The organism is Chromobacterium sp. HL1 (assembly GCF_057418835.1).
This window is the reverse complement of the sequence record NZ_CP162399.1, coordinates 567,341-582,792: the sequence shown is the minus strand read 5'-3', so window position 1 is coordinate 582,792 and position 15,452 is coordinate 567,341. Positions and strand designations below refer to the sequence as shown.

At 67.0% G+C, this 15,452-nt stretch carries 7 protein-coding genes (1 of these 7 cut by a window edge); 2 read left to right on the top strand and 5 right to left on the bottom strand.

Annotated elements, in window-relative coordinates; genetic code table 11:
- Positions 1-46: 46 nt before the first annotated feature.
- The 5 genes from AB1Z25_RS02580 to AB1Z25_RS02560 all read right to left on the bottom strand — a co-directional run bounded on the left by AB1Z25_RS02580 (position 47) and on the right by AB1Z25_RS02560 (position 7,020).
- Positions 47-745, bottom strand: coding sequence for a B3/B4 domain-containing protein (locus AB1Z25_RS02580; protein ID WP_486636517.1), 699 nt, complete (start codon positions 743-745; stop codon positions 47-49).
- A gap of 61 nt (positions 746-806) precedes the next feature.
- A complete protein-coding gene (locus tag AB1Z25_RS02575; RefSeq protein ID WP_486636516.1) occupies positions 807-1,664 on the bottom strand; it encodes a DMT family transporter in 858 nt (285 codons plus the stop codon).
- A gap of 629 nt (positions 1,665-2,293) precedes the next feature.
- Positions 2,294-3,793 (bottom strand): exonuclease domain-containing protein, encoded by a 1,500-nt coding sequence (locus AB1Z25_RS02570; protein ID WP_107798085.1) that lies wholly within the window; start codon positions 3,791-3,793, stop codon positions 2,294-2,296.
- A gap of 51 nt (positions 3,794-3,844) precedes the next feature.
- Positions 3,845-5,119 carry a Y-family DNA polymerase gene (locus tag AB1Z25_RS02565; RefSeq protein WP_486636515.1) on the bottom strand — a complete coding sequence of 425 codons (1,275 nt, stop codon included), beginning with the start codon at positions 5,117-5,119 and terminating at the stop codon, positions 3,845-3,847.
- 146 nt (positions 5,120-5,265) lie between these two features.
- Positions 5,266-7,020 (bottom strand): cholesterol oxidase substrate-binding domain-containing protein, encoded by a 1,755-nt coding sequence (locus AB1Z25_RS02560; RefSeq protein WP_227106810.1) that lies wholly within the window; start codon positions 7,018-7,020, stop codon positions 5,266-5,268.
- Between the two features lie 300 nt (positions 7,021-7,320).
- Here AB1Z25_RS02560 and hmlA point away from each other — a divergent pair, with 300 nt between their 5' ends.
- Positions 7,321-13,647, top strand: a complete 6,327-nt coding sequence (hmlA, locus tag AB1Z25_RS02555) for a jagaricin-like haemolysin non-ribosomal peptide synthetase HmlA (protein ID WP_486636514.1) — start codon at positions 7,321-7,323, stop codon at positions 13,645-13,647.
- Positions 13,644-15,452: the 5' end (the start) of a jagaricin-like haemolysin non-ribosomal peptide synthetase HmlB gene (gene hmlB / locus AB1Z25_RS02550; protein WP_486636513.1), read on the top strand. It continues 7,200 nt past the right edge of the window; the window shows 1,809 of its 9,009 coding nt (coding positions 1-1,809); it begins with the start codon at positions 13,644-13,646; its stop codon lies beyond the right edge, outside the window. Before hmlA ends, hmlB begins: the two co-directional genes overlap by 4 nt.

The window sequence follows — 15,452 nt, the reverse complement described above, 5'->3', positions numbered from 1 at the left end:
TATCTTTATTGGGTGCGGCTGACGGGACGGACAGCTCTTCCATTCTTCACAAGGAAAACTCGAAACGCCGGTTTGAGGGCGACAACATGTCTTCCTCGGCAATCGCCACGCCCATTTCACCCATCCGGATGCCAATCCGATCACGCAAGGCCTGCAAGTCTTCCCATGCCTGCGGGTGCAGCGCCTCGGCCACCATCAGCACGGTGTCCGTGGTCGGGGAAATCACCGACTGAGCGCCTTGCCGGAAAACCCAGCGGCGGGAATGCGCCTGATGATCCTCATCGGCAAAAATGATTTCACCCACGGCCGGCCGCTCAATCTCGCCGGAAAATGCCTGATACGCCTCCAGGCCGTTCGCCGGTCTGACCACCACGCCTCCTCTAAGGCATGCGCAATCGAATGCCGCAATCGGAATGGCCGCATGCATGGACTCCGCGTTAAGCGCGTCGATCAGCGGCAAGACATGAGGTAGGCATCCCTCCTTCCGGAAACGGCGCAGCAGCGCCTCTGCCGCGCAGCGATACTGCGTGGGCTTCAAACCCATCTCAGCATAGGTTTGGCGCCATGCCTGCAGCGACGGGACCTCGCTCTCGGCCCTCTCCGCCTGCAGAGCGGCAACCTCCGCATAAGTGGAGTCAAGCGCTCCCGCATTCAGTCCGGCGTTTCCAGCCTGTCGCAGAACCAGAACCAGGGCTCTCAGTTCCGGGAATCGCCCCCACACTTCGTCAGAATGATGAAAGTACATCTTTCCTAGCCCCCTCTGTCCTCATGCCTGGGTTTGCCATCACGGAATGAACGAATGCCTCTCACACTTGCGGCACCGTCTTCAAACGCGCCGGAATCGTCAGCACCAGAATGGCGAGCATCACCGCCGCGACGCCAACGGCTTGGCTCATTTCAATTTGCTCGCCCAGAACCAGCGCGGCAAGCAGCACCGCAGTCAAGGGCGCAACGGCGGTGAATGTGGCGGCCTCGCTTCCGCTTACCCGCGCGGCCCCGCCATACCACAACAGAAAACCGCCAACGGTCGGCACCAGCGCATACCAGATCACCGCCGCAATCGCCTCGGAACCCGGCATGGCAAACGGCAGCTCGAGGAAGGCAACGGGCAAGGACACCAACAGACCCAGAATTGTCATCGCCGTGGTCTGCAACAATGGCCGCAAAGGCACTCGCATGCGCTTGTTGAGCAGAATGAAAGCGCTTTCGCAGACGACGGCCCCCAAGATGCAGGCCATGCCGATGAGAGACAGCGGCCCGGAGCCTTTCCACGCCACCGCCATCACGCCAATGGTGGCGAGCCCTACCGCAATGAGCAGCCGCGCGCTTGGCCGCTCCCCCAAAACCATGACAGAAAAAAGCGCGGAGACTGCAGGGAGCGTTCCAATGATTACGCCCGCATCGGCGGCAGGAAGATAGGACAGGCCGGAAATCAACAAGGTCGTGTAACCGACGCTCCCCGCCCCCGCCTGGAGCAGAAGCAAAAACCCGTCGCTGCGCGTCAGTTTTGGCCACCTCTCCCTCTGCAGGAGAAGCAAGGGAATCAACACAGGCAGTGCGAGAGCAAACCGCAGCGCCGTCGCAAAAAAAGGGGGCATGCTGCCCGCGATGAATTTTGAGGCGATCACGGTAGAACCAACAGTCATCATCGCCAACGTCAACATCAGATATCCGAGAGTGCGGTTTGACAATTCCACCTCCGTTCATGGCTAAGCTCACAAACGGATTTACTTCACGCGCTATTTAAAATCAAGCCTTTAAAAATATCGTCAATAGCTATTGATTTTCGTAGCTTCCAAGAAAGTTCGCTTCGCAAGCATCCATCCATGGCGATGGCGTTCAGCGAATTCCTGGGCAAGTTATGCCATACAGCACTTATTCACATCGATACATTTCAAATAAGGCGGCCAAGATGCTTTTGACTTTCTGAAGGGGAATGCTGGCCCTGGGTTTTCGCAAGGGCGGGCACAATGAATCTCTCCCGAGACCCAGGCGCTCATACCGCTTACGCCAACAAGCCAGTTGCCTATGCAACGGCTGAGCAGGGGTTTCATGAACGGACAAAACAAGGCATCTCATGTCCGCCCCGCCTTTGACCACGCTTGCCCAGCGGCGGCATCAAGCATTTTATAAGCATGACATGCAAAGGACGGACAGAGGCGGTGTAATGAAAAAGGGAAACGCCCGCCTCCGCGCATCGCCTTAAGGTTCCGGCGGCGGCCCGGCACGGTTTGAGCTGTGCCCGCATGATTATCCAAGCCCGAGACGGGCATGAATGCAACAGCGCATCCATTCACAGCTCGCGCAGCGCCGTGCCCTCCGCCGGCTTGCGCAGCCAGCCTTCCAGCAGCTTGTAACTGTCCAGATCGAAGGACGGCGCGCCCTCCAGCGGGCCGCCGTCGCCCTGGCGCGAGCCCAGATAGCACCAGCGGTCGAACACATGCTCGGCGCGCTCGCCGGTCACTTCGTCGGTTTCCACCACCGCGATGGCGCCGGCGAACGGCCAGGCTTTCACCTTCAACTTGGCCAAGGCGCCCAGCAGCCGGATATTGTGCACCTCCGCCGGCTCGCGGCCGATGCAGGCGCCGCGGCAGCGGCCCAGCTTCAAAGCCGCGCACGGCGCGCCCTTGCGGCTGGTCACCGCCTCCACGCCCAATACCGACTGGCACAGCGCGTTGCCCAGCGCGATTTCCGCCAGGATCTTGCGCGCCTCGCGCGCATGGCGGAACAGGCCGTACAAATCCGCGGTGCGGCTGAAATCCAGCTCGCGCGCGTACACCACCTTGGGGCGGGTGAAGCCGTCCTCCGTCTCCAGCTGGATGGAGCACAGCTCCGGGCTCAGCTTGCCGCGGTGGTTATGCTGCGGCTTCAAGGCGTGAATCAAGCGCAGTTCCAGCAAGTGCGCGCCGAACTCGCCCAGGGTCTCCTGCCACTCCACCCGGCCGATGGGCTCGCCGATATGCACCTCGCGGCTCTTGCCGCCGCCCTTGACCGCGGCGAAATGCGCCAGCACCCGCGTGCGCAGATTGCCGCCCTTGCCCACGTACAAGGGTTTGCCCTCCTCCCCGTACAGCGCGTACACCCCCGGCACGTCCGGCAGCAGCTCCAGTTGCTCTTGCAGCGCCGCCGGCAGGCCGGCCAGTTCCGGCGGCGCGGCCAATACCGCCGCCATCGCCGCGCCCACGGCCGCTTCGCCCAGTTCCTGGCTGGCGATGCCTAGGAAGCGATGCACCGCTTCCGCGTCCGCCAAGGCCCGGTGCCGCTCCGGCAGGCGGATGTCGTAACGCTCTATCAGGCTGTCCAGGCTGTGCTTGAAAAACTGCGGGTAGAGCCGGCGCGACAGCTTGACCGTGCACAGCGACTGGCTCTGAAAGCGCAGTCCGGCGCGGCGGAATTCGTTTTTCAGGAAGCCGTAATCGAAGCGCGCGTTGTGCGCCAGGAACAGGCGGCCGGACAGCATGGTCAGCAAGCGCTCGGCCAGATCGGCGAAGCTCGGCGCCGCCGCCACCATGGCGTCGGAGATGCCGGTCATGTTCTCGATGAAGGGAGGGATGGGCTGGCCGGGGTTGATCAGAGAGCTGAAGCGCTCCACCCGGTCGCCGTCGATCAGGATGACGCCCACCTCGGTAATGCGGTCGCGGCTGATGTGGCCGCCGGTGGTTTCCAAGTCGACGATGGCGCAAGGCTGGGCAAACAGAGGGTTCAATGTCTGGCTTTCAAGTGCGGCGCGCGGCGGCTTGATTGCACTATAGCCGCCGCCCTGGCCCCGCAGGTTGCAAATCAAGAGCGGCATTTTACTCCAAGAGCCGTGGCCCCATCCGCTTTCCGCCGCATCCGGCCGCGCCTACTTCGCCTTCGCCACCGGGATGTCCTCCCAGCGCGTGGTGTAGGCCGGCGACAACATGTCCTGCTTCATCTTCCACGGCTGCTCCAGCCCTTCCGCCAACAGCTTGACCGTGCCGCGGCCCATGCGATGGTTGATCGCGTCCAGCGCCGCCATCAGGCGCCGCGCCTTTTCCGGATCCGGTCCCTCCGCGAACAAATCCGGCTGCGCCCGTTCCGCGTCCACCAGCTGCCAGGCCATCACCCCGCATTTCTGATAGCCGGCGCCGGGCCGCCACAAACGCTCCACCGCCCGCCCGGCCGCGGCCGCCAGCACCCGGCTGTCCGCGCTGGCCGGCAACAAGGGCACCACCTCGCTGTCCCGCTGCACCGTGCCTTGCTGATACACGCCGCGCTGCAAACTCACCTGCAGAAAGGAAGCCAGCGAGCCCTGGCGGCGCAAGCGCTCCGCCACCTGCGCCGCGTGCATCGCCACCGCCTCGCGCGCCTCTTCCAAACGCGTCACCTTGTGGCCGAAAGAGCGCGTGGACATCAAGGATTGCCGCGGCGGCAGCGCCTCCTCCAGACTCAGGCAGGACAGGCCGTCCAGTTCGTCGGCGATGCGCGCCACGGTGACGCCGAAACGGCGGATCAGCCAATCCCGGTCCGCCGCCGCCAGCGCCGCGGCGTGGCCGATGCGCTCCAGACGCAGCTTGGCCGACAGCTTGCGGCCCACGCCCCAGATCTCCTCCACCGCCACCTCGGCCAGCAGCGTTCGCCGCTCCGCCGCGTCCAGCGCTTGCAGATTCATCACCCCGTCGCGGGACGGGTCCAGCTTGGCCAGGTGGTTGGCCAGCTTGGCCAAGGTCTTGCTGGGGCCGATGCCGACGCATACCGGCAGGCCCAGGCCGCGCGACATGGCGTCGCGCATCCGCTGCGCCAGCCGCTCCGGTTCCGGTTCGCCGCCGATGTCCAGAAAGCATTCGTCTATCGAATACACCTCCTGCGCGCGCGCGAAGCCGGCCAATAGCCGCATCGCGCGGCCGGACAAATCGCCGTACAGCGTGTAATTGGACGAGAACACCGCCACGCCCAGCTGCTCCAGCCGCGCCTTGTGCAGGAAGTAAGGCGCGCCCATCGGCACGCCCAGCGCCTTGGCCTCGGCCGAGCGCGACACGATGCAGCCGTCGTTGTTGGACAACACGACAATGGGCGCGCCGGCCAGGCGCGGGTTGAACACCCGCTCGCAGGAAGCGTAGAAGGAATTGCAATCGACTTGGGCGTAGCAGGTGGACATGGCTGGGCTAAGGGCGCGAATCCGGCGCGGCGGCGATGCTTGCAGTGTAGCGCCCGCGGCCCGGCGGAGGCGAGCGCGCGGCAAAAAACGGCGCGCCGTCATCGGAGGGCGCGCCGTCTTCAACAGGCTCCAGCGTCGGAAAGCCGTTAGAGGCCCAGGCTGTCCAGCAAGGGCGAGGAGAACAGGCGGTAGGGGTCATACGTCGCCAGCGCCGCCTTGGCCGCGTCCCAATTGGCCGCCGCCGGCTGGCCGGCGCGGAAGGCGTTGGGAATGGTCGTTTGCAGCATGGCGGAATCCGCCCACGCCGCCTGGTCGGTATAGCCCCAGCCCTTGGACCATTCCGGACGCACCGCCGCGTAGGAGCCGTTGAAATTGGCCTCGATCCACTGCTCTATCTCGCGATAGAACTGGTTGGCGTAAGGCGTGCCCGGCAGCGTCAGGATGTCCAGCCACACCGCGGCGTTCCATTCCGGATGGTCCGGCCGCGGGCGGATGGCGGACAAGGCCGGCGCTACGCTGCCGTTCAAGGCCGTCTCGCTAGGATCGTCCAGCCCGGTCACGCGGATTTCCACCGGCCCGTTCATCGGATAGCGGCCCTGTTGCTGATAGGCCTGCACCCGCGCCTGATAGAAGGTGACGAACTCGTTGAGCACGCGCTGCACGTTTTCGCGGCGGGTCAGCACCGCGTAGCCGTTGGCGGTGACGCGCAAGGTGGTGGGCTTGACGTAGAGCAGCAGGTTTTTGGACCAGCCCCACAGGTCCCAGCTGGCCGTCGCCACCAGGCCGGCGCTGGCCGCGGCGAACTGCGCCTTGCCGAAGGCCGGCGTCAGCTTGCCGTCGCCCAGCGACAGAATCTTGTTGGCCAGATCGGTCACTTCGTCGGGCAGATTATCCGAGAAGGGGTAGTTGAACGGCTTGTCGGTCTGACGGGAGAACAGCGGCTTGTTCGGCGTCACCGTCCACACCTTGAGCCAGGGGTTGCTGGTGAAGGGGAACCAGATCGCTTCCACCCGGCCGGCGCTGTCCAGATAGCTGGCGAAGGTGCGCCCGCCGCTGCCCGCCGCGGCGAACATTTCGCCGTAGGGAATATTGAACCAGCTCTGACAGCGCAAGCGCTGGTTGGGCGCCGCCTGCAAAGTGGCTTCCACGATCAGCGAGCGGCCCACGTGCGCCAGCAACGGCGCGATCTGCGGATCGTTGCGGGCAAACTTGCGCAAGGCGTAAGCGCCGCTGGCCTTGTCGTAGACCACGGCGGTGAGGCTGAGCACCAGATTGCTGATCGAGCCGTAGCTGGCGCCGGCCAGGCGGCGTTCGCCCTTGGCCGGAATCGCGGTGCCGTGGCCGTTGATGGCCAGCACCCCGCCCAGGGTCAGATCCCCGGGCGCCGGCGCGGCGGTCACGCCCAGACCGGCCTTTTCCATTCCGGTGAGCAAGGCTTCCATGGTGATGCCGGCCTGGGCGGTGACCTTGGCCACCGGGCCCGAGGCGTCGACGGACATCGCGGTCAGATAGCGCGTGGTGTCCAGCAAGACCACCGCCGGGCAGCTGACGCCGGCGGCCAGCGTCAACGGCGACCAGTTGTGCATCATGCCGCGCGCGCGCACTTTGTAGCCGTTGTCCTTGGCCCAGTTGGCCACCTTCACCACTTCGTCCGCGGAACGCGGCGCGCAAGTCCAGACATCGTCCACCTTGATGTCGCCGGCCCAGTTTTTGAAGCTTTGCTTATATAGGGGAATGTCCGCCGGGAAGTTGTTGGGCTGGCTGCAAGTCAGCCTCGCCGCCATGATCCGCTCGGCCGGCAACCAGCCCGCCAAAGCCCCGGCGGAAGTCAATTTCAAGGCCCCGGTCAAAAAGTCGCGACGGCTGGCGGCCAAGGGTTTTTCCGCATCATTCGAACTCATTTCAAAACTCCTCGCAAATGCAAAAGTAAAGATAAAAACAATACGAGTTAAACAAGCAGCATTTAAACCGTATTCAGCAAGAATATTTGAAAATCAATAATGCGAATCGCTGCATCAGCTATCCCATTATCTTAATAGAATGACGCTATCATGTACCGCAAGTATTAAAAACCTGACTTATTTACCAGTTAAATTGCTTCACTAATTTAATTCACATCGGTGTAGATTTACGCGACACACAAGGCAGTACAAAAGCATATTTCGGCATAATACTTTCTAAATAAGATTGGAATAACTCAAATGAAAACCTTCCCGCTTACACGCCGGCAGCTGGAAATCTATTTTCATCAATCGTTATTCTCCGCGCCCGAACTGTTCAATATCGGCGGTTTCATCAAAATCCAGGGCGCTCTCGATATCGAAACCCTGCGAACCGCGCTCGTCTCCCTGATGGAACACACGCCGGCGTTGCGCATCGCCATAGACGAAGCCGGCGGTCAGCCGCGCCAAGTGCTCTGCCCGCGCCACCCTTGCCCGCTGACGGTGATAGACACCCGCGGCGAGGCGGATCCGGAGGGCGCGGCCAAGCAATGGACCGAGCGCGATTTCGCCCGCGCCTTCCCCTTCGACGGCCAAACGCCGCTGGCCGCCTACACCTTGCTGCGCCACGGGGAAGAGGATTTCATCCTGTACGGCCGTTTCCACCACATCGCCTTCGACGGTTGGGCCATCGCCCGGCTCTACGGCGAGAAATGCCGCTACTACAACAGCCTGCGCCAAGGCCTGTCGCCGGAACCGGCGTCGACGATGACGCCGGCCGAGCAGGTGGAGGAAGAGGACGGCTACTACGCGTCGCGCCATTACGAGAAAGACCGGCAATACTGGCAAGACAAGCTCGCCGGCTACTCAACCCGGCTGTTCGCCGACGCCGGCGGACAACTGGCCTGCGGCCAGCGCAGTTTCCAGCTATCGGCGGAAAGCTATAGCCGCATCGGCGAACTGGCCGCCGCGCACCAGGCCACCGTCTTCCACTTTTTCATCGGCCTGATCTACACCCACGCGCTGCGGGAATTCGGCGCCGACGATCTGCTGCTGGCGCTGCCCATCCTCAACCGCCGCAGCGCCTTGGCCAAGAACACCCCCGGCCTGTTCGCCAGCCTGTGCCCGCTGCGTCTGAAGCTGCGGCCGCACTGGAGCTTCGCCGAGCTGCTCAGCCTGATCCAGCGCGAGCTGAGAGCCGACTTCCGCCATCACCGCTTCCCGATAGGCGAAACCGAAGGCCTCAGCCGGGACCGGCTGCCCTACGAAATCAGCCTGTCGTTTGAGAAGCACGATTACGACGCCATGTTCGACGGCACCGTCAGCAATATGACCGCGATGCGCGCCTTGTCGCAGCACTATCCGCTGAAGGTCTTCGTGCGCGAGGCGGACTCCCGCCAGCCGGTGAAAGTGGACCTCGATTACAATCTGGCCGGCTTCGCCGAGCTGGACGCCGCCGCCTTCATCGACGGCGTGGAACCCTTGCTGCACAGCCTGTTGCGCGATCCAGAGCAAACGCTGGCCAAGCCGCCGCGCGCCGCCGCCTTGCCCGCTTCCGTCGCGCCGCCGCATCCCGATCTGTGCAGCTGGTTCGAGCATGCCGCCCAGGCCTTCCCCGAACGCGTCGCCGTCCAGGGCGACACCGCCGCGCTGCGCTACCGCGAACTGGACGCCCGCGCCAACCAACTGGCCCACCAATTGCTCCAGCTCGGCGTCAGCCCGGAACAGCGCGTCGGCCTCTGCTGCCAACGCCAGCCGGATCTGCTGGTCGCCATCCTCGCCATCCTCAAGGCCGGCGCCGCCTATGTGCCGCTGGACCCCGGCTATCCCGCCGAGCGCCTGGAGTTCCTGGTCCGCGACAGCGCCATCCACGTCGTCGTCGGCGACGCCGAATCCGCCGATGCCCTGCCCGCCGGACTGGCGCTGCGCTGGCTGGACGTCGCCGTCTCCTCCGGCGACGACACGCCGCCGCCGCGCCGCCTGCATCCGCAGCAGGCCGCCTACGTCATCTATACCTCCGGCTCCACCGGCACGCCCAAGGGCTGCGTGGTCAGCCACCACAATGTGGTCCGCCTGATCGCCGCCACCTCGGAGCGTTTCGCCTTCGGCCCCGACGATGTCTGGTCGCTGTTCCACTCCTACGCCTTCGATTTCTCGGTCTGGGAGATCTGGGGGCCGCTGCTGTTCGGCGGCACTTGCCTGGTGGTGCCTTATTGGGTGTCGCGTTCGCCCGAAGCCTTCGCCGGCTGGCTGCAACAACACCGGGTGTCGGTGTTGAACCAGACCCCGGCCGCCTTCCGCCAGTTGATTCCCGCCGCCGCCGCTCACGCCTTGCCCGACTTGCGCCTGGTGATCTTCGGCGGCGAGGCGCTGGAACTGGCCAGCCTGGAGCCCTGGTTCCAACAACGCGGCGATCAGCGTCCCGAGCTGGTCAATATGTACGGCATCACTGAAACCACCGTGCATGTGACCGAGCGCGCCATCCGTCAGGCCGATCTGGACGCCCGCAAAGGGCAGGTGATCGGCCAGCCGATTCCCGATCTGGCCTTCCATCTGCTGGACCGCTTCCTGCAGCCGGTGCCCGTCGGCGTGCCCGGCGAGATCTATGTCGGCGGCCCTGGCGTCGCCCGCGGCTATTGGAACCGTCCGGCGCTGACCGCCTCCCGTTTCCTGCCCAATCCCTTCGCCGCCGACGGTTCCCGCCTCTATCGCTCCGGCGATCTGGCCCGCCGCCGCGCCGACGGCGAGATCGAATACCTGGGCCGCGCCGATCACCAGGTCAAGCTGCGCGGCTTCCGCATCGAGCTGGGCGAGATCGAGGCCGCGCTGTGCCGGCTGCCCGCGGTGCGCGAGGCGCTGGTGCTGCTGGACCGTCCCGCCGCCGGCGAACCGCGCCTGGTCGCCTACGCCGTCGGCGACGCCGAGCCGGCCGCGCTGCGCGCCGCGCTGGCCGCCGAACTGCCCGAGCACATGCTGCCCGCCGTCATCGTGGCGCTGGAGCGTTTCCCGCTGACCCATCACGGCAAGGTGGACCGCGCCGCGCTGCCCGCGCCGCAAGCGCTCAGCGCCGCCTTGCGCGTCGAAGCCCGCTCGGACGCCGAACGCGCGCTGGCCCAGATCTGGACCGACGTCCTCGCCGTGCCGCTGCCCGGCATCGACGACAACTTCTTCGCCCTCGGCGGCGATTCCATCCTCTCCCTGCAAGTGGTCGCCCGCGCCCGCGACCAGGGACTGGCCCTGAGCGTGCAAAAACTGTTCAGCCTGCCCACCATCCGTCAGCTGTGCGAAGCGCCGGACGCGGCCGGCAACGACGAAGCCGCCGCGCGGCAAGCCTTCGCCCAGATAGCCGACGCCGACCGGCTGCGCTTGCCCGACGATGTGATCGAAGCGCTGCCGATGTCGCGGCTGCAAGCCGGCATGCTGTTCCACAGCGAGCTGTCGCAAAACGGCGCCATCTTCCACGACATCTTCAGCTTCGACCTGCGTCTGCCCTGGGACGAGGCCGCCTGGCGCGCCGCCGTTCGCCGCCTGGCGGAACGCCACGCCGCGCTGCGCACCACCTTCCACTGGAACGCCTACTCGGAACCGCTGCAACTGATCCATCGCGACGGCGACATCCCCTTGAGCGTCGCCGACTTGCGCGCGCTGGCGCCCGAGGCGCAAAGCCGGGCGCTGGCCGACTTCGTCGCCGCGGAAAAAGCCCGGCCCTTCCAGCCGCAATCCCCACCGTTGCTGCGCCTCGCCCTGTTCCGGCTGGAAACGGGCCGCGCGCGGCTGACGCTGAGCTTCCATCACGCGATTCTGGACGGCTGGAGCGTGGCCACCCTGGTCACCGACTTGCTGCGGCTGGCGCGCCAGCCCGAGACCGCCGGCGCCAGCGACGCGGACGGCGCGCTGAGCGCGCTGTTCATCCAGCAAGAGAAACAGGCCGAGAAGGACCCGGCGCTGAAAGCGGCCTGGCAACGCCGGCTGGCCGGAACGGAAGCGTCCATCCTGCCCCGGCTGAGGCCTGCGCGCCCAGCCGCCGGCGCGCGCAGCGTCCGCCGCCTCAGCCGCATGCTGCCGGCCGAACTGTCCGGCGCGCTGGACGCCGCCGCCGCGCGGCTGGCGCTGCCGCTCAAGACCGTGCTGCTCACCGCCCATCTGCGCGTGCTGGCGCTGCTGACCGGTTCCGCCGCCGCCAGCACCGGCTACGTCACCCACAGCCGCCCCGAGCGCGAAGACAGCGCCGCCGCGCTGGGCCTGTTCCTGAACACCCTGCCGCTGAACGTGGCGCTGCAAGCCGGCAGCTGGGCGCAATTGGCGCGCGGCGTCTTCGCCGAGGAAACCGCGCTGCAGCCCTTGCGCCGCCTGCCGCTGGCCGCCGTCATGCAGCTGAACCAGGGGCGGCGCGGCTTCGAGGTCGGTTTCAACTACATCCACTTCCATGTCTACGGACAGGCCCTGCGCTTGCCCGAGGTGACGGTGGAAGGCGTGGAAGTGTTCGAGGAAACCGACTTCCCCTGCCTGGTGCAGTTCAGCCGCGACCCGCGCGACCAGGGCCTGGAGCTGACGCTGGCTTGGGACGAGGCGGAATTCGACGCGCCGCAGATCGAGGAGATGGCCGCCTATCTGCAACAGGCGCTGACGGCGCTGGCCGCCGACCCGGACGCCGACTGGCTGGCCGCGCCGCTGCTGAACGCAGAGCAAACCGCCCAGGCCCTGGGCCCGACGCCTCTCGTCGTCGCGCCGCCGCATCCCGATCTTTGCGCCTGGTTCGAGCACGCCGCCCGGGCCTTCCCCGAGCGTATCGCCGTCCAGGGCGACACCGCCGCGCTGCGCTACCGCGAACTGGACGCCCGCGCCAATCAGCTGGCCCGGCAATTGCTGCAACTCGGCGTGCTGCCCGAGCAGCGCGTCGGACTCTGCTGCCAGCGCCAGCCCGATCTGCTGGTCGCCATCCTCGCCATCCTCAAGGCCGGCGCCGCCTATGTGCCGCTGGACCCCGGCTACCCCGCCGAGCGCCTGGAGTTTCTGGTCCGCGACAGCGCCATCCACGTCGTCGTCGGCGACGCCGAATCCGCCGACGCCCTGCCCGCCGGACTGGCGCTGCGCTGGCTGGACGTCGCCGTCTCCTCCGGCGACGACACCCCGCCGCCGCGCCGTCTGCACCCGCAGCAGGCCGCCTACGTCATCTATACCTCCGGCTCCACCGGCACCCCCAAGGGTTGCGTGGTCAGCCATCACAATGTGGTCCGATTGATCGCCGCCACCGCCGAGCGCTTCGCCTTCGGCTCCGATGATGTGTGGTCGCTATTCCACTCCTACGCCTTCGATTTCTCGGTGTGGGAGATCTGGGGACCGCTGCTGTTTGGCGGCACTTGCCTGGTGGTGCCTTATTGGGTGTCGCGTTCGCCCGAGGCCTTCGCCGGCTGGCTGCAACAGCACCGGGTGTCGGTGTTGAACCAGACCCCGGCCGCCTTCCGTCAGTTGATTCCCGCCGCCGCCGCTCACGCCTTGCCCGACTTGCGCCTGGTGATCTTCGGCGGCGAGGCGCTGGAGCTGGCCAGCCTGGAGCCCTGGTTCCAACAACGCGGCGATCAGCGTCCCGAGCTGGTCAATATGTACGGCATCACCGAAACCACCGTGCACGTGACCGAACGCGCCATCCGTCAGGCCGATCTCGACGCCCGCAAAGGGCAGGTGATCGGCCAGCCGATTGCCGATCTGGCCTTCCATCTGCTGGACCGTTTCCTGCAGCCGGTGCCCGTCGGCGTGCCCGGCGAGATCTATGTCGGCGGCCCCGGCGTCGCCCGCGGTTATTGGAACCGCCCGGCGCTGACCGCCTCCCGTTTCCTGCCCAATCCCTTCGCCACGGACGGCTCCCGTCTGTATCGCTCCGGCGATCTGGCCCGCCGCCGCGCCGACGGCGAGATCGAATACCTGGGCCGCGCCGATCATCAGGTCAAGCTGCGCGGCTTCCGCATCGAACTGGGCGAGATCGAGGCCGCGCTGTGCCGGCTGCCCGCGGTGCGCGAGGCGCTGGTGCTGCTGGACCGCCCCGCCGCCGGCGAGCCGCGGCTGGTCGCCTACGCCGTCGGCGACGCCGAACCCACCGCGCTGCGCGCCGCGCTGGCCGCCGAGCTGCCCGAACACATGCTGCCCGCCGTCATCGTGGCGCTGGAGCGTTTCCCGCTGACCCATCACGGCAAGGTGGACCGCGCCGCGCTGCCGGCGCCGGAGCCGCTGGCCCGGCGCGCCTTCGAAGCGCCGCGCACGCCCAGCGAATACCTGGTGGCCGAAGCCTTCGCCGAGCTCTTGCAGCTGCCGCAAGTCAGCCGCGACGAGAGCTTCTTCGAGCTGGGCGGCGACTCCATCCTGGCGGTGCGCGCCGCCAACCGGCTGCGCGAGCGCCTGGGCGTGCCGCTGCCGCTGCGCCTCTTGTTCGAACATCCACGCGCGGCGGAACTGGCGCAAGCCGCCGACGCGCTGCGCGGCCAGGCCTCGGCCGCCGCGCCGGTGCGGCCGGCGCGCCGCCAACTCGCGCGCGTCACCCCCGGCGCCGACGGCGACACCTCATTCCAGCAGTCCAAGCAAGGCCAACCATGAACGCAATCGACGCCCACGCCTCTTTCGACGCCTATGTTTTCCCGCAATCCGGCGCCCAGCGCCGCTTATGGACGCTGACGGACCTTGAGCCGGACTCCACCGCCTACCACATCCCGCTGGCCCTGCGCCTGCGCGGCGCGCTGGACGCCGACGCGCTGCAAGCCGCGCTGGGCGCCCTGGTGGCGCGCCACGAGATCCTGCGCACCCAATACGATCTGATCGACGGCGAACCCTGCCAATTGATCCGCCCGGAAGCCGGCTGCGAACTGCCGCGCAGCGCCTGCGACGAGGCCGGCCTGACGGCGCTGCTGCGCGCGGAAGCCGCCCTGCGCTTCGATTTGCGGCGCGATCCGGTGATCCGGGCCCGCCTGTTCGTCCTCGGCCCGCAACACCATGTGCTGTCCATCGTGATCCATCACATCGCCTGCGACGGCTGGTCGCTGGGCGTGCTGGTGCGCGAGCTGGGCGCGCTTTATCCGGCGCTGGCCGCCGGCCTGCCCGCGCCGGCCCTGCCCGAGGCGCTGCAATACGCCGATTTCTCGGAATGGGAACGCGAAACCCGCGTCCAAGACGACGAGGCCTTGAACTACTGGCGCGAACGGCTGGCCGGCCTGGACGGCGAGATGGAGCTGCCCGGCGATTACGCCGCCGGCCCAAGCCGGAGCGAAGCCGCCGGCCACGTCAGCCTGACGCTGCCGGCCGCGCTGACCGAGGCGCTGCGCGTCCAGGCCCGCGCCGCCGACTCCACCTTGTTCATGGCCCTGCTGTCCGGCTTCCAGGCGCTGCTGCAGCGGCTGAGCGGACGCGAGGACATCTGCGTCGGCAGCCCGGTGGCCAACCGCGACCGCGCCGAGTTCGAACAAACCCTGGGCTTCTTCGTCAACACCCTGATCCTGCGACAGGATTTGAGCGGCGCGCCCAGCTTCGCCCAATTGCTGGCGCGCAACCGCGCCGCCTGCCTGGACGCCTTCGCCCATCAGCACGCGCCCTTCGATCAAGTGGTGAAGCTGGCCGGCCCGCGCGCCCAGGCGCAGGACGCGCCGTTCCGCGCCTTGTTCGCGTTGCAGAACGCGCCGCTGGGCCGCCTGGACTGGCAGGGCGTGGAGGCGGAAGCGCTGCCGCTGTTCCCCGCCGACGCCAAGTTCGACCTGAGCCTGATGCTGGAGCCGGACGGCGACGGCCTGCGCGCCACGCTGGAATACCGCGCCGGCCTGATCGGCGCCGACACCGCCGCCCGCTGGCTGGAACACTACCGCCAGCTATTGCAGGCGGCGACGGCGCAGCCGGATTGCCCGCTGGCCCGGCTGCCGCTGCTGAACGCCGAACAAGCCGCCCAGGCCCTGGGCCCGACGCCTCTCGTCGTCGCGCCGCCGCATCCCGATCTGTGCAGCTGGTTCGAGCATGCCGCCCAGGCCTTCCCCGAACGCGTCGCCGTCCAGGGCGACACCGCCGCGCTGCGCTACCGCGAACTGGACGCCCGCGCCAACCAACTGGCCCACCAATTGCTCCAGCTCGGCGTCAGCCCGGAACAGCGCGTCGGCCTCTGCTGCCAACGCCAGCCGGATCTGCTGGTCGCCATCCTCGCCATCCTCAAGGCCGGCGCCGCCTATGTGCCGCTGGACCCCGGCTATCCCGCCGAGCGCCTGGAGTTCCTGGTCCGCGACAGCGCCATCCACGTCGTCGTCGGCGACGCCGAATCCGCCGATGCCCTGCCCGCCGGACTGGCGCTGCGCTGGCTGGACGTCGCCGTCTCCTCCGGCGACGACACGCCGCCGCCGCGCCGCCTGCATCCGCAGCAGGCCGCC